At 42.7% G+C, this 25,211-nt stretch carries 23 protein-coding genes, 1 pseudogene and 1 riboswitch; of the genes and pseudogenes, 4 read left to right on the top strand and 20 right to left on the bottom strand.

Annotation, left to right across the window (positions count from 1 at the left end; all coding sequences use genetic code 11):
* Positions 1 to 106: 106 nt before the first annotated feature.
* Complete coding sequence (locus J7I90_RS09115) at positions 107 to 1,078, top strand: DMT family transporter (protein WP_063594489.1); 972 nt, start codon at positions 107 to 109, stop codon at positions 1,076 to 1,078.
* A 65-nt stretch (positions 1,079 to 1,143) separates the two neighbouring features.
* Here the strand turns inward: J7I90_RS09115 and J7I90_RS27745 are convergent, their stop codons facing one another.
* Positions 1,144 to 1,536: a response regulator transcription factor gene (locus J7I90_RS27745; RefSeq protein ID WP_311380994.1), complete on the bottom strand. Its 393-nt coding sequence runs from the start codon at positions 1,534 to 1,536 to the stop codon at positions 1,144 to 1,146.
* A 495-nt stretch (positions 1,537 to 2,031) separates the two neighbouring features.
* A riboswitch (guanidine-I (ykkC/yxkD leader) is annotated at positions 2,032 to 2,132 on the top strand.
* Between the two features lie 72 nt (positions 2,133 to 2,204).
* On the opposite strand from J7I90_RS27745, the gene J7I90_RS09105 reads away from it, so the two are divergent.
* Together J7I90_RS09105 and J7I90_RS09100 are read left to right on the top strand one after the other, a co-directional pair.
* Entirely contained in the window at positions 2,205 to 2,546 is a 342-nt protein-coding gene (locus J7I90_RS09105; protein ID WP_063594494.1) for a DMT family transporter, read from the top strand.
* On the top strand, positions 2,546 to 2,860 hold the full coding sequence (locus tag J7I90_RS09100; protein ID WP_034309447.1) for a DMT family transporter: 315 nt from the start codon (positions 2,546 to 2,548) through the stop codon (positions 2,858 to 2,860). Before J7I90_RS09105 ends, J7I90_RS09100 begins: the two co-directional genes overlap by 1 nt.
* A gap of 80 nt (positions 2,861 to 2,940) precedes the next feature.
* On the opposite strand, the gene J7I90_RS09095 is transcribed toward J7I90_RS09100, so the two are convergent.
* From J7I90_RS09095 to pruA, 18 genes and pseudogenes are all read right to left on the bottom strand, one after another.
* On the bottom strand, positions 2,941 to 3,732 hold the full coding sequence (locus J7I90_RS09095) for a DUF817 domain-containing protein (protein WP_214771322.1): 792 nt from the start codon (positions 3,730 to 3,732) through the stop codon (positions 2,941 to 2,943).
* 55 nt (positions 3,733 to 3,787) lie between these two features.
* Positions 3,788 to 4,009, bottom strand: a complete 222-nt coding sequence (locus J7I90_RS09090) for a helix-turn-helix domain-containing protein (protein ID WP_034309451.1) — start codon at positions 4,007 to 4,009, stop codon at positions 3,788 to 3,790.
* A gap of 10 nt (positions 4,010 to 4,019) precedes the next feature.
* Complete coding sequence (locus J7I90_RS09085; protein ID WP_214770768.1) at positions 4,020 to 4,502, bottom strand: DUF2975 domain-containing protein; 483 nt, start codon at positions 4,500 to 4,502, stop codon at positions 4,020 to 4,022.
* A gap of 409 nt (positions 4,503 to 4,911) precedes the next feature.
* Positions 4,912 to 8,121 (bottom strand): DEAD/DEAH box helicase, encoded by a 3,210-nt coding sequence (locus tag J7I90_RS09080; RefSeq protein ID WP_214770766.1) that lies wholly within the window; start codon positions 8,119 to 8,121, stop codon positions 4,912 to 4,914.
* 170 nt (positions 8,122 to 8,291) lie between these two features.
* Positions 8,292 to 8,525 (bottom strand): YczF family membrane protein, encoded by a 234-nt coding sequence (locus J7I90_RS09075; RefSeq protein ID WP_057276811.1) that lies wholly within the window; start codon positions 8,523 to 8,525, stop codon positions 8,292 to 8,294.
* Positions 8,526 to 8,544: 19 nt separating this feature from the next.
* Positions 8,545 to 9,663 carry a GerAB/ArcD/ProY family transporter gene (locus J7I90_RS09070; protein ID WP_214770764.1) on the bottom strand — a complete coding sequence of 373 codons (1,119 nt, stop codon included), beginning with the start codon at positions 9,661 to 9,663 and terminating at the stop codon, positions 8,545 to 8,547.
* Positions 9,664 to 9,684: 21 nt separating this feature from the next.
* Positions 9,685 to 10,908, bottom strand: a complete 1,224-nt coding sequence (locus tag J7I90_RS09065; RefSeq protein ID WP_214770762.1) for a Ger(x)C family spore germination protein — start codon at positions 10,906 to 10,908, stop codon at positions 9,685 to 9,687.
* The gene (locus tag J7I90_RS09060; RefSeq protein ID WP_214770760.1) at positions 10,898 to 12,535 is read right to left on the bottom strand and encodes a spore germination protein; all 1,638 of its coding nucleotides are present in this window, start codon (positions 12,533 to 12,535) and stop codon (positions 10,898 to 10,900) included. The genes J7I90_RS09065 and J7I90_RS09060 overlap by 11 nt, the downstream gene beginning before the upstream one ends.
* A gap of 177 nt (positions 12,536 to 12,712) precedes the next feature.
* Positions 12,713 to 13,324 carry a DedA family protein gene (locus tag J7I90_RS09055; RefSeq protein ID WP_214770758.1) on the bottom strand — a complete coding sequence of 204 codons (612 nt, stop codon included), beginning with the start codon at positions 13,322 to 13,324 and terminating at the stop codon, positions 12,713 to 12,715.
* 83 nt (positions 13,325 to 13,407) lie between these two features.
* A complete protein-coding gene (locus J7I90_RS09050) occupies positions 13,408 to 14,058 on the bottom strand; it encodes a phosphatase PAP2 family protein (RefSeq protein WP_214770756.1) in 651 nt (216 codons plus the stop codon).
* A 272-nt stretch (positions 14,059 to 14,330) separates the two neighbouring features.
* Complete coding sequence (locus J7I90_RS09045) at positions 14,331 to 15,566, bottom strand: cytochrome P450 (protein ID WP_214771319.1); 1,236 nt, start codon at positions 15,564 to 15,566, stop codon at positions 14,331 to 14,333.
* A gap of 754 nt (positions 15,567 to 16,320) precedes the next feature.
* Positions 16,321 to 16,500: a hypothetical protein gene (locus J7I90_RS09040; RefSeq protein WP_034309467.1), complete on the bottom strand. Its 180-nt coding sequence runs from the start codon at positions 16,498 to 16,500 to the stop codon at positions 16,321 to 16,323.
* 392 nt (positions 16,501 to 16,892) lie between these two features.
* Positions 16,893 to 17,573, bottom strand: a complete 681-nt coding sequence (locus tag J7I90_RS09035) for a DUF975 family protein (protein ID WP_214770753.1) — start codon at positions 17,571 to 17,573, stop codon at positions 16,893 to 16,895.
* Between the two features lie 439 nt (positions 17,574 to 18,012).
* Positions 18,013 to 18,170 (bottom strand): annotated as a pseudogene (locus J7I90_RS27310) (amidohydrolase); the annotation flags it as partial.
* Between the two features lie 109 nt (positions 18,171 to 18,279).
* Positions 18,280 to 18,534 carry a biotin/lipoyl attachment domain-containing protein gene (locus J7I90_RS09030; RefSeq protein ID WP_095393313.1) on the bottom strand — a complete coding sequence of 85 codons (255 nt, stop codon included), beginning with the start codon at positions 18,532 to 18,534 and terminating at the stop codon, positions 18,280 to 18,282.
* Positions 18,535 to 18,571: 37 nt separating this feature from the next.
* A complete protein-coding gene (locus tag J7I90_RS09025) occupies positions 18,572 to 19,837 on the bottom strand; it encodes a Glu/Leu/Phe/Val family dehydrogenase (protein ID WP_251025189.1) in 1,266 nt (421 codons plus the stop codon).
* A gap of 22 nt (positions 19,838 to 19,859) precedes the next feature.
* A complete protein-coding gene (locus tag J7I90_RS09020; protein WP_034309472.1) occupies positions 19,860 to 21,053 on the bottom strand; it encodes an ornithine--oxo-acid transaminase in 1,194 nt (397 codons plus the stop codon).
* A gap of 18 nt (positions 21,054 to 21,071) precedes the next feature.
* Positions 21,072 to 22,619: an L-glutamate gamma-semialdehyde dehydrogenase gene (pruA, locus tag J7I90_RS09015; RefSeq protein WP_214770751.1), complete on the bottom strand. Its 1,548-nt coding sequence runs from the start codon at positions 22,617 to 22,619 to the stop codon at positions 21,072 to 21,074.
* Between the two features lie 381 nt (positions 22,620 to 23,000).
* On the opposite strand from pruA, the gene J7I90_RS09010 reads away from it, so the two are divergent.
* On the top strand, positions 23,001 to 24,413 hold the full coding sequence (locus J7I90_RS09010) for a sigma-54 interaction domain-containing protein (RefSeq protein WP_214770749.1): 1,413 nt from the start codon (positions 23,001 to 23,003) through the stop codon (positions 24,411 to 24,413).
* A 76-nt stretch (positions 24,414 to 24,489) separates the two neighbouring features.
* Here J7I90_RS09010 and J7I90_RS09005 read toward each other — a convergent pair whose 3' ends face one another.
* Entirely contained in the window at positions 24,490 to 25,176 is a 687-nt protein-coding gene (locus J7I90_RS09005; RefSeq protein ID WP_214770747.1) for an FMN-dependent NADH-azoreductase, read from the bottom strand.
* Between the last annotated feature and the right edge of the window lie 35 nt (positions 25,177 to 25,211).

Below are 25,211 nucleotides of genomic sequence, written 5' to 3'. Positions count from 1 at the left end.
AGAAAATTCATTCTGCTTTCATTCCTGAAAATACTTTCAGAAAGCCGAAACGATTGCCATCCTTCCAGAGTCTTACTGACTCATAAAACAGATTGAGGTGAGTCAATTGCGTCCGATTATATTAGGTATTTGTTCTGCTTTCTTTTTTGCATTTACGTTTGTTTTGAATCAGGCCATGGAGCTGTCTGGCGGAAGTTGGATTTGGAGTGCTTCGCTGCGATATATCTTTATGGTGCCCTTTCTGTTGTGTATCGTATGGAGCAGGAAAAACCTGCGTCCCCTTTTACAAGTGATGAGAGAAAAGCCGGGTCCTTGGCTGCTTTGGAGTTTTGTCGGATTTGGGTTATTTTATGCTCCTTTATGCTTTGCGTCCGCCTACTCACCTGGCTGGCTGATCGCCGGCACCTGGCAAATCACGATCATTTCGGGTGCGCTGCTTGCGCCGCTGTTTTTTGAAAATGTCCAAACGAAAGATGGGATCGAAAGGCAAAGAGGAAAGGTTTCCGTGAAAGGCCTCCTCATGTCCATGATCATTCTGCTTGGGATCATCCTGATGCAACTGGAACATACCAAACACATTTCAATGGCCAATCTTTGGCTGGGAGTGATTCCAATCGTCATCGCCTCGTTTGCCTACCCTTTGGGAAATCGCAAAATGATGGAAGTATCCGAAGGGCGTCTGGATGCTTATCAGCGGGTTTTGGGAATGACTTTGGCAAGTCTTCCATTCTGGTTTTTGCTTTCCTTGTACGGTTTCTTTACAGTAGGTGCGCCGACGAAGATGCAGAGTTTCCAATCCCTTTTGGTGGCACTATTTTCTGGAGTCATCGCCACGGTCCTTTTTTTCATGGCGACCGATTTGGTACGCGGGAATATGCAGAAATTAGCTTCAGTTGAAGCAACACAATCGATGGAGGTTCTTTTTGCCCTGGCTGGCGAATTACTATTCCTATCTCTACCGATTCCTTCTCCGTTATCGTGGTTCGGCATCTTTATCGTCATCATGGGAATGATCCTGCATAGTTATGTATCACATAAAAAAGAAGGTCCATCCCCTAAACGGACAGTGAATGCCTAAATAGCAAGCCAAAAAAGCCCCGGATAAGATTTCGGGGCTTTTTTTGAGCTGAAAACAGAACCGGACTACGTTCTTTTTTTCCATTGGCAGGTCATGATGAATTGATGATTTTTCAGAGTGGCAAAAAGCTCACCATTCATTTTTTTCATTAAACTTTGGGCAATGGATAACCCTAGTCCCGTCCCTTTTTTATTTCTTGCAGTATCACCTATATAAAATCTATCAAAGATATGAGCATCTATTCTTGCCATTACTTCTTCAATATCAAATGGCTTCGTAATGAAATCATCTGCCCCAGCGCGCAATCCATTTATTTTCGTTTGCTGTTCTCCTTTTGCAGATATAATCAAAATAGGGACATGATGATGCTCCCTAATTTTACGAAGAACTTCCTCCACGTACAATATTGCTTCCGTCCCTGAAAATGCCGGCCGAGGGACATATCCACCTTTTTTCATCATATTGCAAAGCAATCCGCTAATGCTCGCCCCCAGGTGTCTCGTACCTTATGTTGCGTTATTTAAATAAAAGGCTGTTTTCACATACTTTGTTGCTATTTACCAGGTAGTGGGTTGTGGTTGATTTCCCCTCCAGATGCTCGCTTTCCGCGGGGCGGGCGGTGAGCCTCCTCGGCGTAAACGCCTGTGGGGTCTCACCTGTCCCGCTGCTCCCGCAGGAGTCTCGCACTTCCGCTCCAATCAACCTTAAATCGTTTCGTTTTAAAAACAACAATCTTTACGAAAAGAGCCAAATAACAAAACTATAGGAAAATTGGCTTTTTTCAAATTTGAATATAATCCGGAAAGTTCGAAATGGTCTCGCTGTATTCAGATGAAAGCTGCAAACGTTACGGGACATATGCAGATATTAGGGAAAAACCGGCATGGAATTTGGCAAAACTTTTACCTTGAGTAAGTTAAAAAAGAATGTATAATGGAAGGTAATTGTATATGTCAAAGGTTTTCTAGGGTTCCGCAGTGCGTCTCATTGCTGGTCTGGTCCGAGAGAGAACTCACAGCATGCTGTGTCACGGAAGGATAAAAGCCTGGGAGAAACTGTTTTAACAGTTATCTCTTGGGCTTTTTTGTTTTTTTGGTAAAGAATAAAATCGGAGGTGCGTTATTACATGAGCACAAACTGGATTAAAGTATTCATTGCAGCTTTTTTTGAAGTATTTTGGGTGATTGGCTTAAAACATGCAGATGACTTTTGGACTTGGACTGGAACGGTCATTTCGATCATCATCAGTTTTTACTTGATGATAATGGCTGGCAGGAAGCTTCCTGTCGGAACGGTATATGCCGTTTTTGTCGGTATGGGGACTGCCGGGACCGTTTTTTCCGAAATCCTTTTCTTTGGAGAATCCTTCAAGCTGAGCAAAACACTATTGATCCTCCTCTTATTATCAGGGGTGATCGGCTTGAAGCTAGTGACGGATGATAAGGCTGAGAAAGGAGATGAATCTTAATGGCTTGGGTCTCTTTAATCTTAGCGGGGCTTTTTGAGATGTTTGGGGTTGCGATGATCAATAAATTGCACAAAGACCGTAATTGGCAATCCTTGCTGCTGTTATTCATCGGATTTGGAGCAAGTTTCCTGTTTCTTGCTTATGCCATGAAAACCTTGCCGATGGGGACGGCTTACGCTATCTGGACAGGAATCGGCGCATCAGGCGGTGCGATAATCGGAATGCTCTTATACGGGGAATCCAAAGATTGGCGCAGGGTCGTTTTTATAGCCATGGTCCTTGGCGCAGCAGTGGGATTAAAACTTGTTTCATAGGAATGACATAAAGCATAGAAAATCAAAGACGACACAATGTGTCGTCTATACTTATTTTTATCTAACTTGAATGATTCATCTTATAAAAATCGACCCTCATCCATCACAGCGGAATCTTTCCCCTTAACCTGTTTTAGCGTCGCTACTATAAGAAAGCTGACAATCACCAGTAAGAGCCATGAGCTTACCTTTCCTAGATGAACGAGACTCCATGCATCGGTTTGGTTTGGATATTCCCAAGCTCCAAAGAACGTTGCGATATTTTCGGCTATCCATATGAAAAATCCGATGAGCACAAAAGAAAATGCGATTGGCATACGATAGCGGGTTCCACCAACTTCGTATGTGACCCATGCTCGCCAAAAGACGATGATGACAAGTCCAGATAGCCACCAACGAACATCCATCCAATAATGGTGGGTGAAAAAATTTAAATAAATCGCAAGCGCAAGAGAAACAACGACCAAAAATGGCGGCCACTTGACCAGTTCAACCTTTAACCTCCTCCACGCCTGGCAAAGATAACTCGCTACACTAGCGTACATGAATCCGCTATATAGAGGTACTCCAAAAATCTTGAAATATCCTTCCTCTGGATAAGTCCAGGAGCCCATATGTACCTTGAAAATTTCAAGGGCAAGACCAATAAGGTGGAACAAGGTGATGACCTTTAGTTCATCCCGTGTTTCAAGCCCGGAACGCAGCATCCACCACTGCATTATAAGGCAGATGATGAGCAGCCAGTCATACCGCGGCAGAAAGGGAAGCGAGATGAATTTTGTAATTGCCAAAGAGGCAAAAATAACGACAGGAAACAAGCATGATAGGGCCTGCTCCCAACCAAAACGAACGAGTTGTTTTAGTGCCCTCATGATTGGTGCCTCCATTTTTTTATCATCATTCATGAGTAACTCCCCTTTATAAATCTTAATCTTGGGTGCCTTCATCATTTCGGTATTCTAAAATATCCCCGGGTTGACATTCCAAAGCCTTACAAATCGCATCCAAAGTTGTTAATCGAATCGCTTTTGCCTTGCCATTTTTCAATATGGAAAGATTAGCCATCGTTATTCCAACCCTCTCGGAAAGTTCTGTAACACTCATTTTCCTTTTAGCCAACATCACATCAATATTGATTATAATTGCCAAGTTAATCACCTCAGACTATTAAGTCATTTTCTGATTTTATATCGATGGCTTCTTGTAAAAGCCTTTGAAGAACAGCAGCAAAGACTGCAATCACCATTGAAGCAAAAATAACGACCATTCCGATTAATATGATACCTGGGGCGTCGTCCTTTTCTGCGATGAGATAAAAGAGCGGCATGCCTGCCACATACAAGCTGCTTATTGTGATTGCACAATTTTTTATAGTCTTTAAAGCTCTTACAGATAATTCCGAGAAAGCTTTGTTCTTGTCAATATAGCTTAAAAGTTTAAAGGCTTGATATAGGGCAAAGTAAAAAGGTATCGCCGATGCATACAAATCGATTAAAACGAGATATTTCAAATAAGCCATATCCGGATATAATTCTGCTGCAAAATTCGCTATCCCAGGCACCAAGAAGATGCACAGAGCAAGAACTGGAATTCCAATAAGAATAACAGCCATCTTTAAAAAGAGTGTTGTTCCTAGTTTCATAAAAAGCACCTCACTTGTTTATTGTCCATTTAATTTAACATAAGTTTTATCGTTTTACAATAAAACATTGTTGTTTTTTATTATATTATTATTGTTAATGTAATATCCTATTCTTTTTAAAAATGGCTGTTTTCACATACTTTATAGATAGTGAGTTGTGGTTGCTTTCCACTCCAGTTGCTCTCTTTCCGCGGGGGGCGGGCGGTGAGCCTCCTTGGCGTAAACGCCTGTGGGGTCTCACCTGTCCAGCCGCTCCCGCAGGAGTCTCGCACTTCCGCTCCAATAACCTTAAATCGTTTCGTTTTAAAAACAACAATCTTTACGAAAAGTGCCTTAAAAATAAAAAAGCATTCCTTTGTAAGAGGAATGCACCATGATTGACTATAATTTATTACATTCATCTGAACCCTTATATCATGAGAATTTCCCTGATATCCTCTTCTGTAAGTGCAGATGACGACTTGTCTCCAGGATCGATGATTTCTTCAATAAGATGTCTCTTTTTCTCTTGGAGTTCATTCATTTTTTCTTCGATTGTCCCACGGGCAATAAGCTTGATGACTTGAACCTCATTTTTTTGCCCCATTCGATGGGCACGGTCCGCGGCTTGTTCTTCAACGGCCGGATTCCACCAAAGGTCATATAGAATGACTGTATCGGCACCCGTCAGGTTGAGACCCGTACCGCCCGCTTTCAATGAAATGAGGAATATATCCCGTTCTCCTGCATTAAACCGATTGCAGATTTCCACACGTTCCTTTGATGGGGTTTGTCCATCCAGGTAGAAAAAGGGTTGTCCTTTCATGGCCAAATCCCTGCCGATGATTGTAAGCATTTTTGTAAATTGCGAGAAAATCAGCACCCGTCTTCCAGAATGCTTCGATTCCTCGACAATTTGCATCAGTTGCTCATATTTAGCTGAACTGCCTTTATATCCGTCCACAAACAAGGCGGGGTGACAGCATATTTGCCGAAGCCGGGTCAAGCCAGCAAGGATCCTGATCCGATTTTTGCGGAGGGTGTCCTTATCCAAGTGTTTCAGCGTATCATGCCGCAGCTTGGCAAGATAGGCACCGTACAGTTTCTTCTGATCGGGAAGCAATTCCACCGATTCCAGCGACTCGATTTTTTCCGGTAATTCCGCTAGTACGTCCTCTTTCATTCTCCGCAGCAAAAACGGACGGATCCTGCGGGAAATCTGCTTCCTAGAGAGGTTGCTATACTCCTTTAACCCCATGAATAGTTCAGGGAATACGACGTGGAAAAGGGACCAGAGTTCTTCCAGTGAATTCTCGATGGGCGTACCTGTCAATGCGAAGCGATGTGCCGCTTTTATCTTCTTGGCCGCTCGTGCCGTTTGTGTCACCGGGTTCTTGAAGGCCTGTGCCTCATCGAAAAACACCGTATGGAAATCCTCTTTTTCAAACGACTTGATGTCTTTCCGAAGCAATGGATAAGAGGTGATCACTACATCCACGTCCTTCATTTCTTTAAGCAGTTTCGACCTTTCCGGCTTGTCTCCATCCACGACGACGGCTTGAATTTCAGGAGCGAATTTAGTGAATTCACTCAGCCAATTGTAGGTCAATGATGATGGGCAGACAATAAGCGCCGGAACCCTTTTCTTACGGATGTCAGGTAGCTCGGATAAAATGAACGTGATGCTTTGCAATGTTTTTCCCAGACCCATATCATCAGCAAGAATCCCGCCAAAGCCGTATTGGGCAAGGATTTTCATCCATTTGTAGCCGTTTTTTTGATAATCGCGCAAAATCGGGTCCAGACTATTTGGCACCGTGAACTCCAAGGCGCCCGGATTCCTGATGTTATCCAAAAACTGCCGGAATGAATCTTCCATCGTGAATGTCTGGCCATCATAAACGGAGTCGAGGAGCTGGAGCCCTTTTACAATTGGCATGTTCAGCGTGCTTTCCAGATCTTCATCCTGTATGGGCAGTGCATTCAGAAAACGATTGATTTCCTCGTATTCCCTTGTCTCAAGGGAAAGCAGCGATCCATTCCTTAATCGATAGTATTTCCTTTTTTCTTCAAGCGCTGCTAAGATCTCACGTATTTGTTTATCTGGGATATCATCCATTTCAAATTTGAATTCGAGCCAATTTGTACGCTCTTTTTTAATTTTCACCCTAATGCGCGGTGCAGCATTTCCACGGGAAATCCGGTTCCTTACAGCGGTCGTGGCATAGATTTGCACCAGCCTCTGGAGTTTAGGTACGATGTGGTACAAGAACTCATACTCCAACTCTTCGTTATGCAGGAAATAGCCTCCGTCCGTCTTGGCAAACTGGCTATCCTCCATCAGCTTTATTATCTCCGCCTCTTTCTCAACATCCCTCATAACCTTTGATTCCTGTTTTTCCAAAGGGTTGATCACGATATTTTCATAATGGAATTCCAGCCCGGCGAGCAGCCTGTTTTTCACTCGATCCAAGTATAGCTTTGCAACCAGCGGTGTCTTCAAAAACAATTCGGTGATGGACCTTGCTATATGGACTTCACCAAGTCTTTTCAAGCCTGGTACCACCTTGTCCAGGAATAATTCCAGCTGGTCATGATGGATTGGAATTTGATTCATCCCCGAATCCTCCATCATTTGCTTTAACTCTGAAAGGCGTTTGAAATCCTCACCTTCGAGCTGAACCAACTTCCCCTCAAATAAGACCAATGTGTATGCATTCATGATGATCATCTCTTGCAGCCTTTTAATATACAATTGATAACCTTTGTCCCCGCTTTCGGTAAAGTCAAACCGTAAAGGAAGCGGTCCGTTTGTTACACGAAAGCCATTGAATGTAAGGCCGCCATAGGCAAGCTTCACCATTGGCGCCGCTTCAAGGATGGGGACAAGCCTTCGAAAAGAAGATGGGGGCAGAAGTAATAAGTGATGGTCCAATTTATATTCGGATTTATCCGTCAGGGCGTCCACATAGACTTTTTCATCCGATATCACTGTAATGAGCTCCTGAAGCACGGAATCATTTTCATTCTGAAAACAATGCAGTGACGGGTCATATATAAATGAAGGAGACATTTGGGCAGGCTTTCCTTCTTTAACTCGCTTCAGGAAATCCCTGACATTCGAGACATTGAGTGAACCGATTTTCACTTCCAGTCCTAACATATATTTGTCCATGCCCATCCAAACTGGTTTGCACGTAAACTCCACTTCAAGCATCGTTCTATTTTCAAAGTGGCGCTGATGAACGCTTTTGCGTACCGGCTGATTATTGAAAAGGGTCAGCAAGCCCTCTGATAACATCTTATTGGCTGTAGCATCAGAACCGGCTGCTTGCAGGCCTTCAGGAATCGTTCCATCCCGCTTATGGTCGTATACCGACAGCAGGACGGCTGCAATATGCTGGCAATCCCTAGGGAAGGAAGCTAGCGAAGGACAGCTGCATTCCGTCTGAAATCCGCCGGCTGCATCCACTTCAATCGTGACCTGGAAGTCTTCCTTGCCTCTAACCGATGCTTCACAACCATCATGACGATAGCTTTCAAATGTCACTTTATTGGCACGATGAAAAGCTTCCCCTCTTTTGAAAGAGACGGCCCCGCACATGTCTTTTATGATTTTTCGATTCAATTTGATATCCAAATTGCCGTCCTCCTCCCGGGGTTTTTTGGTTGAGTGATTTTACATTCCGCTGAAACATAAGCTCATTTTATCATCATACTATGAAATCGGTTTACAAGGTTGTAAAAAAGCAAAAAGACAAACTCCCCCATTCGGAGTTTATCTCTATTTCAGCAACGGCAATTGCAACATCATTGTTGTCCTTTGCCCTTGTTCTTTTTCTTTTTTTTTCGATAAAAGAAGCTGAATACAAGGAATGCAAGAAGAATAAAAAAAAGGATAAGTTCAGCGGGGTCCTTCACCAAAAATGGGTTAAAGGCATGCTTGATCGAATTATCCAGATCAAATCCCATTAGAATATCCATACCTAAAGATATGACCACTAAAGGGAACAGAAGCAAAAGCGTAATACCGAAGAATTTCATTTTTGATCAACTCCGCCTTTCAGGAACTTTTTTTGGTGCTTGTCTTCCCTTTTTTTCGATTCTTAATAAAGGCAATGATCAAGAGAAGCAATGGAATGATCACCTGAAATGGCAGATGGATGTAATTTGGTACGGCATCCAGCCCTTCATGGATATGTTCCGTATAGCTGCTTGAAATAATAATCGAAATCAATAAAATGACAATGCCAACAGGGTATGCAAGTCTGGAGGGCTGTTTAACATTGAAAACATTCGCCGTACCGGTTACCGCTACATAAGTAAATACACAAATCTTGATGAACCCGCCAATCATCAACAAAAACAAGAAGTACACATCGAGACGTTCAAGAAAGCCAGCAACCTCTATTGACTGAATGAGGGTAAGAAGAGGGTATTGCGAACGCGTCGTAAGATCCACACCAAGTACAGAAATATTCACAGCCATTATTACAGCGAGAAAAATACCGCTTGTAGCCAAGCTCCCTATCCCAATTTTTTTCAATCGCTTAGGTTCATTCAAATAAGGAAAAATCATTAAAAACACTATGATCTCACCAAATGGAAAGAATACGGTTTTAGTGAAAGCCATTTTCACCATCTCTGTCCCGCTCATTTCAATAACGGGTTTTAAGTTGTTTAAATGGATCATGCCTGAAGCGATAATCAGAAGAAAGAAGGTCATTAAAAGTAAATTCTCCAAGACAAAGAATAGTTCCCCCGTCCTCGTCACTACTTCTATCCCCTTACGGACCGTATACACCACGACTAAAATGAATGCAGCATTCGCGACAAATAACGGAATATGAGGATAGGCAAAAGTAAGCAGCGTATCTCCGAAATCCCTCAGCACCCTTGCAGAAAGATAGATGAAATAAAGGATATATAGAAAAGCTACGATCCTGCCTAGGAAATTCCCCAATATATTTCGTATAAATTCCGTTAACAGCTGATCTGGGTAGTATTGAAAAAGGCCATAATAAATGAAAAATAATATAAATCCGCCGATCATCGCAATAAGGATGACCAGCCAGGCAGCTTGCTTGGCTTCACCTGCAAGCGGAACCAAAAGTGCACTGCCCATTTCAAACAGGAAAATAAGGACGAACAGCTGGTACCCGCTGATATTTGCCTTTTCCATGAGGATGCCACTTCCTTTCCATTATTGATCTTTCTTTTTTAAATTTGAAAGAAATGGCTTATTACGTAATCCGGTACGGCGAATGAAAGTTTCTACCTGCACATCAACTTCCAGTTTAGGAAAAGTATCGTCGTCCCAGTTTTTCTCTAGTTTCTTCCATTCTTTCGGATGGGATTCATGCATGAGCTCCCCAAAGCCAAAAATATCGGATTTATTTTTTTGTGCCCGAACGATTGCGTCTTCCATCTCCTTCTTCAAGTCTTTCGCTAACTTCTTTTCAATATCTATCAGAACATGCATATCGGTTAGATTCAAAGGAACATTCGCTTCCCGGATATCTCCCTCTGCACGGACCTTTATCGATATTTTCGGTTTGCCATTTACTATTTTTGTCCCGATATTGGTTTTTTGCCGAATGACTGAATAGGTGACTGCGTTTTTTTCACCCTCCCAATCAAGGTATAAATGGACATTTTCGATTCTATCCAATACCCACATTGATCCTTTTGCCTTATCACCATCCAGCCAATCAATCAATTTTCCATCTTTAAAAACACCTATCCCTGCTGCATTAGGGTTCGCCTCAATATCCGAGGACATGGTATTCTCCATTTTATCTTCCTTACCCTTGTTTCCTCTCACGGTAAAACCGCTTATTATCGGTTCTTTTCCTGTACTAAGCAGATTCTTGATCACCTCTTGGAGATTGATGCTAATACTTTTCCCCTGGGTTTTTTCAGTGATTTCAATCGTCCTAATGACTTTCTCGGCTGATACCTTATCGATTGCGGTTAACGTTTCGACAATATCCCTTGCTTTCACACCCCGGGCAATCACGATCCTCGTAGTTGCCCTGAATTCCGGTGAGCGCTCAAATGCATCGAAAATATCGTTGAGACCCTCTTCTTTTGCTAGTTCCTCACCGATGACAACCAGGTTGGCATGGGCAAAATACATATCTCGGGAGATTTTCGTTGAAGCGATACTATCCAATTCAAGCACATTATGTCCCGTGGCCCTATAAATGGATATCGGTGGATTCGATCCGCCGCCGCCCTGAAGAGCTCCCGCTACATTGCTTGGATTAATGATTTGGAAAGTTCCCTCTAACTTTCCTTCTTTATTTCTATCGAGTCCAACTGCCGAGACGATGGCCATTTCGTTTAACTCTGTTTTATCCCAACAGCCGGAGGTGAATGTAGTAGAGATCAACATCAAGAACAGAATTAGCTTTTTACGACTCATTGCCTTCACCTTTTTTCCCGTCAGAAGTTTTCATTCCACGCGATTCAGGAGGCAGCGGTCTTTGGTTATTGCCTTCCCTGATCAGATTATTTTCATTGGTCAAATATTGCGGCCTTTCCTTGAATGCCCATATAGGTCTTCTGAAGAATGTGTCGCCCAGCCCTTTTGGATTCAGAGGGGCGAGTGGTGTCATATAAGGAACTCCAAGTGAACGCAGGCTGCATAAATGGACAATAAGGATGATAAAGGCTAAAATCATCCCATAAAAACCTAACATGCCGGCACAAATGATGAATCCGAACCGCACTATGCGGGCAGAAATCGCTATGGCATAAGAAGGGGTTGCAAAACTGGCAATCGCCGTGATCGAGACGATGATGACCATTGCCGGCGATACGATACCAGCCTGCACGGCCGCCTGCCCGATGACCAATGCCCCGACAATGGACATCGTCGAACCGACAGCCTTTGGCATCCGAAGACTTGCTTCCCTTAATATTTCAAAGGTCATTTCCATGAGAAGCGCTTCAACGACGGCAGGCAAAGGAACCGTTTCCCTTTGGGCCGCTACAATGACCAGCAGCTTCGTTGGGATCATTTCCTGATGAAAAGTCGTGGCCGCAACATAGACAGCCGGTCCGACTATGGAAATAATGAAAACGATGATCCGTAAAAAACGTGTGGCAGAAGCAATGTCGAAGCGATTATAGTAGTCTTCGACAGATTGGAAAAACTGTACGAACAATGCTGGGGCGATCAAGACAAAAGGCGTTCCATTTACGAATATCGCCACTCTTCCTTCCAGCAGGTTTCCTGCGACCATATCCGGTCTTTCTGTATGGTTAAGGGTTGGGAATGGGGTCATGACCTGGTCTTCTATCAATTGTTCAATATATCCTGATTCAAGAATGCTATCGATGTTAATTCGATTTAAGCGCTTCTTGACCTCCTCGACAATTCCTTCCTTGACAATTCCATTTATATACATGATGGATACGTCCGTTTTTGTCACCGTGCCTATTTTCATCGACTCTATCCATAAATCCGGGGTATTGATGATGCGGCGTAACATGGCGATGTTCGTTCCATTCGATTCCGTAAACCCTTCCCTAGATCCCCGGACAGTCAAATGCGTGCTCGGCTCCTGAATCGAGCGCTTCTCTCCCCCTCTTGTACTGGCAACCAGGGCGACGTTTACTCCATCAATAAAAATGATGGTGTCCCCTGATAATAATGTCAAAAATAGCTTTTCCCAGTCCGTGACCCTTTCTACGCCACCGAGGGAAACCACGTCCTCAGAGATAATTTCCATTGCTTCCAGTGGAAGTATGTTTTTTGACAGGTGGGGATTTTTCATGATTGATTCAATTATAAAATCCGTAACGCTAGGATTATCAATCAGACCCTGCACATACAAAATAGTTGTTTTTATCTCTGGGTTTAGTCCGATTTTCAACGCGCGGATAATGATGTCGGGACTTTTTCCCGTCTTTTTCTTCACGATTTCCAGATTGGCAGAAAGGGAACTTTCAATATAATCAGGCGTTTTGCTTTTGGATTGACTTTCATCTTCCTTTTTCTTTTCACGTTGCTTCACTTGTCTCTTTTGTTTGAAAAAAGAAGCCATAGCACCGAACCTCATTCCTTTTTCGTTTCACTCATTTTGTCCAAAGCAGTCCCCCTTTATTCCGGTTACAGCCTTCTTCCTTCCATAAGAAAAAGGCTGTCGCGATGACAGCCTTTGATGGTCATATTCGGTTAGGGAATGAACGCCGATGTAACAGCCCAATCAATTAAACTGAGATTATACTTTGCCTTTATTCCTTCTAAAAATCAAAACAACGAAAGCGATCAATAGCAAAGCCAATATTGCATATACGATGTTTGAATAAATGTCCATGTACCCTACAATATCTTCCCACGAAGAGCCAACAGCTGCCCCGATATTCACCAAGATGATGTTCCAAATTAATGTTCCGGATGTTGTGTAAAGCAGGAAGAGCCAAAAACTCATATGGGACATCCCCGCAGGAATCGAGATCAAGCTTCTGATCAGCGGAACCAGCCTGCAGAAAAACACGGTCCATGCCCCGTACTTATCAAACCAAGAATTCGCCTTATGGACGTCTGACACCGTTAACCGAAAAATATGGCCCCATCTTTCCACGAACTTTTCAATGACCTTAACATCAAGAAGTAAACCAATTCCATATAGGACGACTGCCCCTGCCACAGACCCTAGAGTCGCAGCGATCACGACACCCATAATCGTCATATCCGCTGTTGTCGTCATGAAACCGCCAAAAGTAAGAATGACTTCAGACGGGATCGGCGGGAAGATATTTTCCAATGCTATTAATAGAAAGATTCCTATATACCCAAAATCATTCATGAATTCCGTAATCCAGTTTTCCATTTAATACGCTCCTAACTTTCTTGAATCAACCGCCGGCTTGTTACCTGCCGGCTGTTTATCTTGCAATATCCTTGCTCCCTTTATTAACGATCTTTGTTATTCCGCCGCTCTTGATACCTTTGGAAAAACCAGATGGAAATCGCAATCCAACAACCGCCCGCCAAATATCCGGCAATGATATCACTAGGATAATGGACCCCCAAGTATATTCGGCTAATACCAATCGAGAGGATCATCAACATGCTGAACAGAATCAATAGGATCCTTGCCCACCTAGCCGTAATGTGACGCCAAAGCAGGAATGTAAGAATACCGTATAAAGAGAATGCATTCATGGCATGTCCACTAGGGAAACTGTATCCCCCTATATCGATGAGCCGATGTAAATCGGGCCGGGCGCGTTGAAAGAATAGCTTAACCATCAAATTGAGAAGAGGTGAACCCACGATGACTGCAGTGAATAAGACTAGTTCCAAACGATGCTTCAAAACCCTATATAAGAAAAACAAAATGACCAAGGAAAGGATGATCAGGAAAGCGGTTGAACCTATGTAAGTAAAGAACTTCATGATGTCCGTCAGCAGAGGGGACTCCCATCCCTGCACCAGGGAAATCACATCTTCATCAAATTTCAGGTATTCATTTGCACTTATGGTAAATGCCATGAAACTGAACCCGATTAAAGAAAGTACACTTATTATAAAGGCACTGGTTAATTGCTGCTTTAATTTCATAATAACATCCTTTCACTTCTTAAAACTGTTTCATTTGGAAATTTCTATTTTATCATATCTTCTTCATTGCATGGTGGGTGTAATTGCTTCATCGCCGCCAACCTAATTCGGGGAACATGCCTGGGCACAAAATTTTCTACTTTATCATACTACTCTATTCGTCATTGTCACCTCAACTTCAGGTTACTATAAGATTTCCAGTCGAACGTTTCAAGGAGTGGCAGGAACATAAAAAAACCTTATGCAGGTTAGGGCACAAGGTTTTTCGTTTTTTACATGCGGCTTGCCTTAAGGGGCAGTGATATCAAAGTTTGCCCGGTCGCTGAATCGGTAAGATTCTCTTCTAACTGGAACGATGGCATCGCTTCAATATGCTGGAATTTCTTCAGGAATGCAGTAAGCGCAATCTTCGCTTCCAGCCTGGCTAGCGGCGCTCCCAGGCAGAAATGCGGGCCATTTCCGAATGTGAGATGTTTCTTATTATTAGGGCGGTGGATATTAAGGGTGAAGGGGTCTTCAAACATCTCTTCATCCATATTAGCTGCACTCATCCAAACAACCACGCTATCCCCTTCTTTCAACTCCACTCCCAATAAATCGTTATCTTCCTTTACGGTTCGATCCAATTTAATAAGATTGAATCGGAAACGGAGCATTTCTTCGACCGCCTGCGGAACTAAATCCAGGTTTTCATGTAACTCTTGATAAACTTCTTTGTCATCATATAGCAGGGAATAAAAGCTATTGGCCAATAAATGACTTGTGGTCTCGACTCCCGCCCCTAAAATCAGCATGGTCGTCCGGACAACCTCATCATCCGTAAACATTTCCCCATCCACTTCTGACTTCAATAGATCTGAGATGATATCATCCGCCGGGTTCAATCGTTTTTGCACAACAATCGGATACAAATACTGATAGTATTCTTTTGCGGCCACTTGCTTCAATTTATCTACTTCTTCTTGTTTTTCTCTATCAAAAGGAAGAAATAAGGTATCCACCCATTTCTTAAACAATAAACGATCTTTCGAAGGAACTCCCATCAAATCTGCCATGACAATGATCGGAAGCGGACTTGCCAATGAAGCCACAATATCGATTTCCGTTTCCTCGTCCATTTGTCCAATCAATTCATCTGCAATTTCCTGAATGCGAGGTTCCCAGTTTTGAAGACTTCTAGGTGTGAATGCTGCTGCCAGCAGTGACCGGCGTTTTCTATGATCAGGTGGATCCGATTCAGTGATTTGGATCTTTTCAGGCACAGAACCTTCCTCACTATCCGTTCCAACCGATATCGTCGTCCGTTTCCGAACACTTGAAAAATGTTTGTAATCACTGAGAACCCGCTTCACATCTTCATATTTAAAGACATTCCACGTATCCGTTCCTTCGTGATAACTCACAGGGTCATTTTCTAACATCCTTTTACACCAAGCGTACGGGCTAAATTCCTCCGTCCTTGTTTTAAACCTAGTAATTTCTTTTACTGCAATAACTTCTTTCATGATACCGACTCCTCCCACTTCTCAAAAGTACCTAACAAAAGGACCGAATGTTAAGCATTCTCCATCTCCGTCGATTTGTTATAGGGTCGAGCATTCCTGATAGACTTTTTCATCAAATCCTTAAATACACATCTATTCCATTATAGGGTAAAAGACCGCAACAAACCATGCATCTTCCATACCAGCGGCCTTACGTGAAATTTGCCCCACAACCCCGACACGCCTATGTAAAACTGCTTATTTTTGACAATTCCCTTTCTTTTTCTATTTTTTTATGTCTCTCAATTGATGCTAAAATCCAATCCTCATATTTCAAATTTGGAGACAGTGCTTTCCACTAAGTTATTTCAGTATAAATTATTTTATAATTGCCGGAGTTTGTTGATCACGTTGCTTTCCACTCCAGGCACTCGCTTTCCGCGGGCGGTCCGGGAGCCTCCTCGGCGCTCTTGGCGCCTGTGGGGTCTCCCTTGGACACGCTTTTCCCGCAGGAGTCTCGTACCTTCCGTTCAAATCAACTGGAAAGTTTTTCAATTAATAAAAACTGCGACAACATAGGGTTCGAAATGGTTTCCTGCCGAATGCCCATCAAGCTATCACAGGTGATAACCATGATTTAAAATAAGGCTAGACTTTTTCACACTTTTATATAGGATTAAATTATTTCTGAAATCAAGCTGTTTAAATAAAAAAACTGCAGGCCAACTCGCTTTTCTTCGAGTTTACCTGCAGCTTGAACGCCTGCACGATGCCGTCGTCAATTTTTGCCCCTTTTAATCAGTTCATGCAAATCATCCATTTTCTTTTCCATGATATCCAGTCTGGTTTTACGGTGCTTGATGGAACGGAAAAGGGATACGGTCCCGACGATGATCAGGATTAGAAATAAAAGGCAAAACAATTGGTATACCAGATCCGCAATATTATACCCACTCACTATGTAATCCCCCTAAATGGCATTCTCAATATTCTATTATACACCAGGCAAAATGAACAATTTAACCTTTTTAAGGAGAATCGGGAATAAAAAACCGATAGCCATATGCTACCGATTGCAGACTTTAGACAAAATCGATGAAAATCAAGTTTGTTTCAGTTTTTATGAGGATTTATAAAACCTCGAACGTCGATTTCCACTCCAGGCACTCGCTTTCCGCGGGCGGTCCGGGAGCCTCCTCGGCGCCTTGCGCCTGCGGGGTCTCCCCTCGACGCGCTTTTCCCGCAGGAGTCTCGCACCTTCCGTTCCAATCAACTATGTTTTGAAATTTTAGGTAAAACCACTTTTGTCTATAAATTTAAACCGATAGCCAAATGCTATCGGTTTATCTTTTACCCCTCTATTTGTTGATCATCGTCAATATCCTCTTGAGGCACAATCAATTCTTCATAGAATGCAGCCGTTGTTGTTCCTGCATAAGGAATCAACCATAGTAAACCAATTCCCAGCGTGAACATGCAAAGGATGCCCCACCCGATGAAGCTTAGGTGCATAAGGAAATACTTCCATTTCAAGCCCTTCATCCTTTTTTTGCTCTCTGAAATGGCTTCAAGCACCGTGTATTCAGGATGATCCTTCAATAAGAAAAACTGCTGCGAATAAGCGATGGCCTTGACGATACCCGGAATGATTAATAATAATGACCATAAAAAAATGAAAATTGCTTGTAAGATGGATGCCCCAATAAGCTTGAAAGAGGTCTTTCCATCTTTATAGATTGCGAACACTTCAGGAATGCCAGGGTTTCCTTGCCTAACTAAATTCAGGTAGAACCAAGTGGTTGAAATGGTAAGCGGAACTAAGGCAATGGAAAAGACCATGCTGAAGATATCAGACCATAACGGTGTTTCTTCCTGCATGAGCCATTCTGAAAACCCACCGCTTCCGATCACTTCGACAATTAAAGGAAAAACGAGGTTGATCAAAAACAACAGCAACATAAGCGAAACAGTTACTCCCCATTTCCCCCCCAACGACTGAAGGGCTTTCCTCTTTAATTCTGAGATTCTCATATTCTGATTTAACTCCCCTCTTTTAAACGGCGGAATTCTGAATGTAAATATGGTTAGATTCAGAAAAACCACTATTTATTTGATGTATAAATCTCAATTGGTATTTAACATACTGACTTCCAGTCGTGGGCTTAAATTCCTAGAAAGCGCACACGGGTAGAGTCAACCGGTTTCGAGCAACCATGATCCACTCCTTTCTTGCCTTGGTACTGGCTTGTAAAAGTTTATGAAAGGGAATAAGACAATATGCCCTTCCAAATCAAAAATACCTTCGCGGAACCATCCCCTGTTAAGACGTATGGCCAGCGAAGGCGGATGTATTCATCTCGGTTAAAAGTCCTTATGTTAATCTAGTTCTTTGTTCCTTTTCCCAGGTAGACCGGATCGGGCCACTCATATAATCCATCCCAAATCCTTTCGAAAGGATTGGATAGAAATGTTAACACCCGTATTCCATGGCAACTTCGTCAATAGTAAACCGTGGATGATGGTGGGGATAGGTTATCCCTTTTCCTCATTCCCAGCTCCTATCAAGAAATAATTGCTAGGTGCTATCTATTGGAAAGCCGAAAAGTCCTCATCGCCATCGTTTTTTCTTTACAAACTTTTTCCTGGCTTTGTCATCAGCTTATAAATGATCACAACAAAAAAAGAGCATCCCAAAGCAGAAATCGCTTCCGCCTTTGGAACACCCTCTTTCCTATAATCAATCAGAGCCAGTTATAATAAAATCGTCTTGGAGCAAAGCTAAAGGAAGCTTTCTATTAATAGGATCCCCTGCCGAAACATTAATTTCAGTAATGTGACCACTGGCACCTATTGAAACATCAATCAATTTCCCATCTTCCGTCTTCACTAAAAAGAGCCTTTCCCATTCATAAACATAGGAATCCTTTTGAACGTAAACTTGCTCGACGGTCCCATCTTGAGCACACTCGATGGTATGAATCGGTTTTAACACGGAATCACTCCTCCACTCCCCATTATTAGACTATAGCTTATACCCAGCCGCGGAATATCGAGGCTTCTGCCATTTTTCTGACACCCACCATATACGCTGCCAGCCTCATATCCACTTTTCTCGTCTCGGACATTTCATAGATTTGATTAAATGAGTTGACCAATAACGCTTTTAATTTGGTTTGGACCTCTTCATCTTCCCAATAATAACCTTGATTATTTTGAACCCATTCGAAGTAAGAAACTGTCACACCGCCTGAACTTGCCAATACATCAGGTACGAGAAGCACATTGCGTTCCGTCAAGATCTTGGTTGCCTCCAATGTGGTAGGTCCATTCGCGGCCTCTACGACAATTTGGGCTTTGATAAGATGGGCATTTTCTTTGGTGATTTGATTGGAAATGGCAGCAGGCACTAAAATATCACACTCCTGTTCCAGGAGCTCCTGGTTGGTGATTGTATGATCGAATAGTGTCGTTACCGTTCCAAAGCTATCCCTTTTATCAAGTAAGTAATCGATATCCAGACCCTCAGGTTTATAGATGGCACCATATGCGTCCGATATGCCAATCACTTTCGCACCTGCATCATGCATGAATTTGGCCAAAAAGCTTCCTGCATTCCCAAACCCTTGGACGATGATGCGTGCACCTTTCAATTCTATGCCCTTACGCTTAGCCGCTTCCTCGATACAGATGGTGACACCTTGTGCAGTCGCCTTTTCCCTGCCGTGTGAACCGCCCAGTACCAGTGGCTTACCTGTAATGAAACCAGGAGAATCGTGTTCTCTTATTCTACTGTACTCATCCATCATCCATGCCATGATTTGTGAATTCGTATAAACATCCGGGGCCGGGATATCTTTAGTCGGCCCCACTATTTGGCTGATTGCCCGAACGTATCCACGGCTAAGCCTTTCCAATTCACCGATTGACATTTGGCGCGGATCACAGATGATGCCGCCTTTTCCTCCGCCATATGGCAGATTCACGATTCCGCATTTCAAACTCATCCACATTGATAGTGCCTTGACTTCTTCCTCATCGACTTCAGGATGAAAACGGATTCCGCCTTTCGTCGGACCGACAGCATCGTTGTGCTGGGCACGGTATCCAGTGAAAATCTTCGTCGAATTGTCATCCATCTTAATTGGGATCCGGACGGTCAGCATCCGCAGAGGTTCCTTCAAAAGCTCGAACACTTCTTCAGAATAGCCAAGCTTATCCAGTGCCTCCTTGATTACGACCTGTGTTGAATCAAGCAAGCTGGCAGTTTCTTTTTCTTCTTTGATTGTTGTACTCAATGGAATTCACCTCATAGGTATATTAGGATAAAACTTTTTTAATGCGTTCGATTGCCCAATCCAAGTCTTCTTTAGTAATCACTAACGGCGGAGCAAAACGGATAACTGTATCATGTGTTTCTTTACATAGCAGTTTTTCTTCTTTAAGCTGCTCACAATAAGGTCTTGCTGCTTCTGTTAGTTCGACTCCGATGAATAAGCCTCGGCCGCGGATGTCTTTAATCATCGGATTCTTGATTTCTTTTAAACTATCCATAAAGTATTGTCCAAGCTCCAAAGAACGTTCCGCAAGCTTTTCTTCTTCAAGGACTTCCAATGAAGCGATGGAAACCGCACATGCCAATGGATTGCCGCCGAATGTAGAACCATGGGAACCAGGATTGAATACGCCAAGGATTTCACGGTTCGCAGCTACGCAAGAGATTGGGAAAACCCCGCCGCCCAGCGCTTTACCTAAAATGTACATATCGGGAACTACTCCATCCCAGTCAGAGGCGAACATTTTTCCTGAACGTCCAAGTCCTGACTGAATTTCATCAGAAACGAATAGGACATTATTTTCTTTACATAAGTCGTAAGCTTCTTTTAAGAATCCTTGTGGCGGAATGATGATTCCGGCTTCACCTTGAATCGGTTCGATTAAAAATCCAGCCGTTTGCGGTGTAATCGCTTCTTTCAATGCATCAAGATCGCCGTAAGGGATAAGCTTGATCCCTGGCAGCATCGGTCCAAAGCCCCTTCTATATTCATCATCGGATGACAAGGACACGGCTGCCATCGTACGGCCATGGAAGTTCCCGATACAAGCAATGATTTCAGCTTGGTTTTCTGCGATCCCCTTAACATCATAGCCCCAGCGTCTAACAGCTTTGATGGCTGTTTCAACAGCTTCAGCACCAGTATTCATAGGCAGTGCCATGTCTTTTTGCGTAATGCGTGAAACCATTTCATACCATGGTCCTAATTTATCACTATGGAATGCACGGGATGTCAATGTTACGCGATCAGCTTGTTTTTTTAATTCGTCAATGATTTTCGGATGCCTGTGGCCTTGGTTCACTGCTGAATAGGCACTAAGCATATCCATATATTTGTTGCCTTCAGGATCTTCCACCCAAACTCCTTCTGCCTTCGAAATGACGATTGGAAGTGGATTATAATTGTTTGCACCATATTGTTCTGTTTGCTCGATTAATTTTTCCGTTAAAGTTGTCATGTTGATTCCCCCTAAAATTTATAGCGTTTCAGATGTTGTTTTACCTTGAAGATGAAGAACTAAATAATCAGGACCGCCCGCTTTTGAATCCGTGCCTGACATATTGAATCCGCCAAATGGCTGGTATCCTACAATGGCACCAGTACAGCCGCGATTGAAGTACAAGTTACCTACGTGGAAATCCTCACGCGCTTGTTCGATATGTTCAATGTTGTTAGAGATGACTGCACCCGTTAATCCATAATCCGTGTTATTGGCAATCTCGATTGCATGATTGAAATCTTTTGCCTTACAGAATGCAACCACCGGTCCGAAAATCTCTTCTTTCATGACACGTGCGTTTTCATCCACATCGGCAATGATGGTTGGCTGGATGAAGAAACCTTTTGAATTGTCTCCTTCTCCCCCTGTAACAATTTTCCCTTCTTCTTTACCGATTTCAACGTAGCTCATGACTTTATCGAAAGCTGCTTGATCGATGACCGGACCCATGAAGCTGTTTAGATCTGTTGGTTCCCCGATCGTTTTTTCTTTCGTTAATTCAATGGCACGATTCAAGACTTGGTCATATACATCTTCCACTATGACAGCGCGTGAACAAGCAGAACATTTTTGACCTGAGAATCCGAATGCAGAAGCGACGATTGATTGTGCCGCCAATTCCAGATCAGCCTCTTTATCAACTACGATCGTATCTTTACCGCCCATTTCAGCGATGACACGTTTTAACCAGATCTGGCCTTCATGTACTTTTGCGGCACGCTCATAAATACGGATACCGACATCACGAGATCCGGTAAAGCTGATGAAACGTGTACGAGGATGATCTACCAAATAATCGCCTACTTCGGCACCGCTTCCTGGAATGAAGTTCACGACTCCTGCAGGCATGCCCGCTTCTTCCAGCACTTCCATGAATTTAGCTGCAATGACCGGTGTTGTACTGGCCGGTTTCAATAAGACCGTATTACCTGAAACAAGAGCAGCCGTCGTCATGCCTGCCATGATCGCAAACGGGAAGTTCCAAGGTGAGATGATGACACCCACACCAAGCGGAATATAATTGAAAGCATTGTGTTCAATCGGACGGCTTTCCACTGGCATGCCGTCTTTAAGCTTCAGCATTTGACGTGCATAGTATTCCATGAAATCGATCGCTTCCGCTGTATCTGCATCCGCCTCATTCCAAGGCTTCCCTGCTTCTTTAACCAATAGAGCCGAGAAATAGTGTTTTCTTCTGCGAACGATCGCTGCAGCCCTGAATAAAATGTTTGCACGCACTTCCGCTTTCGTTTTTCTCCAAGTTTGGAATGTCTTATCTGCCGCTTGCATCGCTTGCTCAGCAAGATCTTTATTCGCTTTGGATACGGTTCCGATAACTTCTTCTTTATTTGCTGGGTTTACAGAGGTAATGACTTCATCAGTAAACACTTTTTCACCATTAATGATCAGCGGATATTTCTTCCCTAGATCATTAGCTACATCATTCAATGCCGCTTGAAAAGCTTTATTGTTTTCTTCGATTTTAAAATTAGTAAATGGTTCGTGTTTATATGTTTGGACCATTATGTCTCATCTCCCTAAGTTTATGTTTTTACTTCTCGCTTATTAAACAAGCAAGTTCCGTGCCAACTTTTCATTTTTTTGAAAAAATAATGTTTTTTCTTGAAAAATGCAATGAAATTTAGCACTTTAAGGGCAAAACTGGCATAGTATGCCATTATTTTTTGCTCTAATCCCTATTTTTGTCGCTTAAACCTTACACTTTTTATTAATGCAACTTTCATGCCAACTAGAAAAACCATAAAAAACAGCGCTTTTTCACTTTTTCCGCAAAATATTTTTGCACTTCAATGCAAAATAATCTTGCTGTGCAAATTTTATTTGCGCCTTTACTTCAATTCATCTACAATAGCTCTAAGAAAAGAAGAAAAACGGGAGGCATTCATGAATTTAGATCAAATCATTAAAATAGATGGTTTCCAATCCATCCTCTATTCGCTTGTGGATGTAATCGATACAGGGATACATATAATCGATATAAAAGGGCGGACGATTGTATATAACAAGAAAATGGCAGAAATCGAAGGAATGGATTCAGAAGAAGTGTTAGGGAAGAAGATTCACGAAATCTTTAAATTCAAGGAAGAAACCGAGAGTACATTAATAAGGGCACTTCATTCGGGGAAGACAACCGAGAACTCGAAGCAGACCTACTTCAATAATCTTGGTCAGGAAATTACAACGATCAATAATACGTTTCCGATTTTGGATCAAAAGCAAAATATCATCGGGGCCATTGAAGTGGCAAAGGATATAACGAATCTGGAAAGAATCATTAAAGATAATATATTGAATAAGGGCGATACCAAATATACGTTTGACAGCATCATCGGAACGAGTGAAAATTTCCTGGAAGTCATAGAAAAGAGCAAGCGCTCGACCAGAACGGCATCCTCCATCCTCATCGTTGGGGAAACGGGCACCGGAAAAGAGCTCTTCGCCCAAAGCATCCATAATGGCAGCAGCCGTTCGACACAACCTTTCATCAGCCAAAACTGTGCTGCCCTGCCAGACAGTCTAATTGAAGGAATACTCTTCGGCACAAAGAAAGGCGCCTTCACCGGATCGATCGAAAGGCCTGGATTATTCGAACAGGCACAGGGCGGTACCATCCTGCTAGATGAAATCAACTCATTAAATCCGAACATGCAAGCGAAATTATTACGGGCCCTTCAAGAAAGGACGATTCGCCGTGTTGGGGATACTAAGGATAAAAAAATTGACGTCAGGGTCATTGCAACGATAAATGAAGATCCGATAGATGCCATTTCAAATGACCATTTACGAAAGGATTTATACTACCGATTAAGTGTCGTTTCGTTATTCATCCCGCCTCTTCGTGAACGGAAAGAGGATATTCCTTTGCTGGCGCAATCCTTCATCGAGAAATTCAATGCGCTGTTCGAATTGAATATAGAAGGGATCAGCGAAGAAGTCTACTCGCTTTTTTATGATTACGACTGGCCCGGAAACGTAAGGGAACTTGAACATATCATTGAGGGAGCCATGAATTTAATGGAACCTGGCGATACAAAGATTGCCATCACCCACCTTCCGGCTCTATTTAGGAAGAAAGCCCATTTGGAAGACATTCATCCCGGAAGAAAAGAGACTCATGCAAATGGAAATTTACAGGATTCGACCTTATCTCTTGATGATTATATCGCCAATACTGAAAAGCAATACTTGGAGAAGATATTGAAGGAACATGGCATGAATATCTCCCAAGCAGCCAAGGCCCTGAATATTAGCCGCCAAAGCCTTCAATACCGTTTGAAAAAGTATCAGGTCAAATAAAACATCATCCCTGCACAAAGAAGGCCTCCATTGATATGGAGGCCTTTCTTTGCCTGCTATTCTTTTCACTTTGCAATCAGAATGCTTCTGCCGCTTTTGCAACGTTTTCCAAACCATCCGCGATTATTTTTTGTGACCGATCCGGATACTGATTATGGCCTTCAATGACCACGGTCTCCGGATTGTTGATTCCCCATAGCCCAATGATATTTTTCACTAAATTAACGGCCATTTCAGCGGAAGCCATTCCTTCTAATGCATAATCAGAACCGCGGGCATTCAATAGCATGACTTTTTTATCTCCAGCATACCCGACAGGACCTTCCGCCGTATAATTGAACATTTTACCGGCTTGTGCCAAATAAGATAGATATGTGATTAACGGTGCAGGAACCGTTGAGTTCCATAGAGGGAAAGCGAATATCACTTTATCCATGGCCATGAATTGATTTAAATATTGGTCAACCAGTTTGGCGGCATTTTCCTCTTCAGCTGTCAGTTCAATACCTTGGTTGCGTTTATATAGTCCGGTAATCGCCGTATTTCCATAGTAAGGAAGATTTTCTTTAAATAAATCCAGCTCGATCACTTCATCCGCACGGTGCGTCTCTTTATATGTTTGTAAGAATGTGTCGTACATTTTCGTGCTGATTGCCTGATCTGAAGGACGATCATTCACTTTTACGAATAATACTTTTGTCATTTTTCCATTCTCCCCTGCCGCGGTTTCTTTATTTCCAAATAATCTGCTTAAGAATCCCATTATCCTCTCACCATTGCTTTCTATATTATTATCAT

It is taken from the genome of Bacillus sp. ISL-57, assembly GCF_018613135.1.
GTDB lineage: Bacteria > Bacillota > Bacilli > Bacillales > DSM-1321 > Peribacillus > Peribacillus frigoritolerans.
This window is presented reverse-complemented; position numbering and strand designations above follow the sequence as displayed.

Bases quoted from the DNA above. Each gene is read 5' to 3' on its own strand.
- J7I90_RS09100 (WP_034309447.1), top strand. From the start codon at position 2,546: ATGGCTTGGGTCTCTTTAATCTTAGCGGGGCTTTTTGAGATGTTTGGG.
- J7I90_RS09020 (WP_034309472.1), bottom strand. From the start codon at position 21,053: ATGACAACTTTAACGGAAAAATTAATCGAGCAAACAGAACAATATGGT.
- J7I90_RS09095 (WP_214771322.1), bottom strand. From the start codon at position 3,732: ATGAGGGCACTAAAACAACTCGTTCGTTTTGGTTGGGAGCAGGCCCTA.
- J7I90_RS09055 (WP_214770758.1), bottom strand. From the start codon at position 13,324: ATGGAAAACTGGATTACGGAATTCATGAATGATTTTGGGTATATAGGA.
- J7I90_RS09085 (WP_214770768.1), bottom strand. From the start codon at position 4,502: ATGAAACTAGGAACAACACTCTTTTTAAAGATGGCTGTTATTCTTATT.
- J7I90_RS09005 (WP_214770747.1), bottom strand. From the start codon at position 25,176: ATGGGATTCTTAAGCAGATTATTTGGAAATAAAGAAACCGCGGCAGGG.
- J7I90_RS09075 (WP_057276811.1), bottom strand. From the start codon at position 8,525: ATGAAATTCTTCGGTATTACGCTTTTGCTTCTGTTCCCTTTAGTGGTC.
- J7I90_RS09060 (WP_214770760.1), bottom strand. From the start codon at position 12,535: ATGGCTTCTTTTTTCAAACAAAAGAGACAAGTGAAGCAACGTGAAAAG.
- J7I90_RS09105 (WP_063594494.1), top strand. From the start codon at position 2,205: ATGAGCACAAACTGGATTAAAGTATTCATTGCAGCTTTTTTTGAAGTA.
- J7I90_RS09010 (WP_214770749.1), top strand. From the start codon at position 23,001: ATGAATTTAGATCAAATCATTAAAATAGATGGTTTCCAATCCATCCTC.
- pruA (WP_214770751.1), bottom strand. From the start codon at position 22,619: ATGGTCCAAACATATAAACACGAACCATTTACTAATTTTAAAATCGAA.
- J7I90_RS09035 (WP_214770753.1), bottom strand. From the start codon at position 17,573: ATGAGAATCTCAGAATTAAAGAGGAAAGCCCTTCAGTCGTTGGGGGGG.
- J7I90_RS09050 (WP_214770756.1), bottom strand. From the start codon at position 14,058: ATGAAATTAAAGCAGCAATTAACCAGTGCCTTTATAATAAGTGTACTT.
- J7I90_RS27745 (WP_311380994.1), bottom strand. From the start codon at position 1,536: ATGAAAAAAGGTGGATATGTCCCTCGGCCGGCATTTTCAGGGACGGAA.
- J7I90_RS09065 (WP_214770762.1), bottom strand. From the start codon at position 10,908: ATGAGTCGTAAAAAGCTAATTCTGTTCTTGATGTTGATCTCTACTACA.
- J7I90_RS09070 (WP_214770764.1), bottom strand. From the start codon at position 9,663: ATGGAAAAGGCAAATATCAGCGGGTACCAGCTGTTCGTCCTTATTTTC.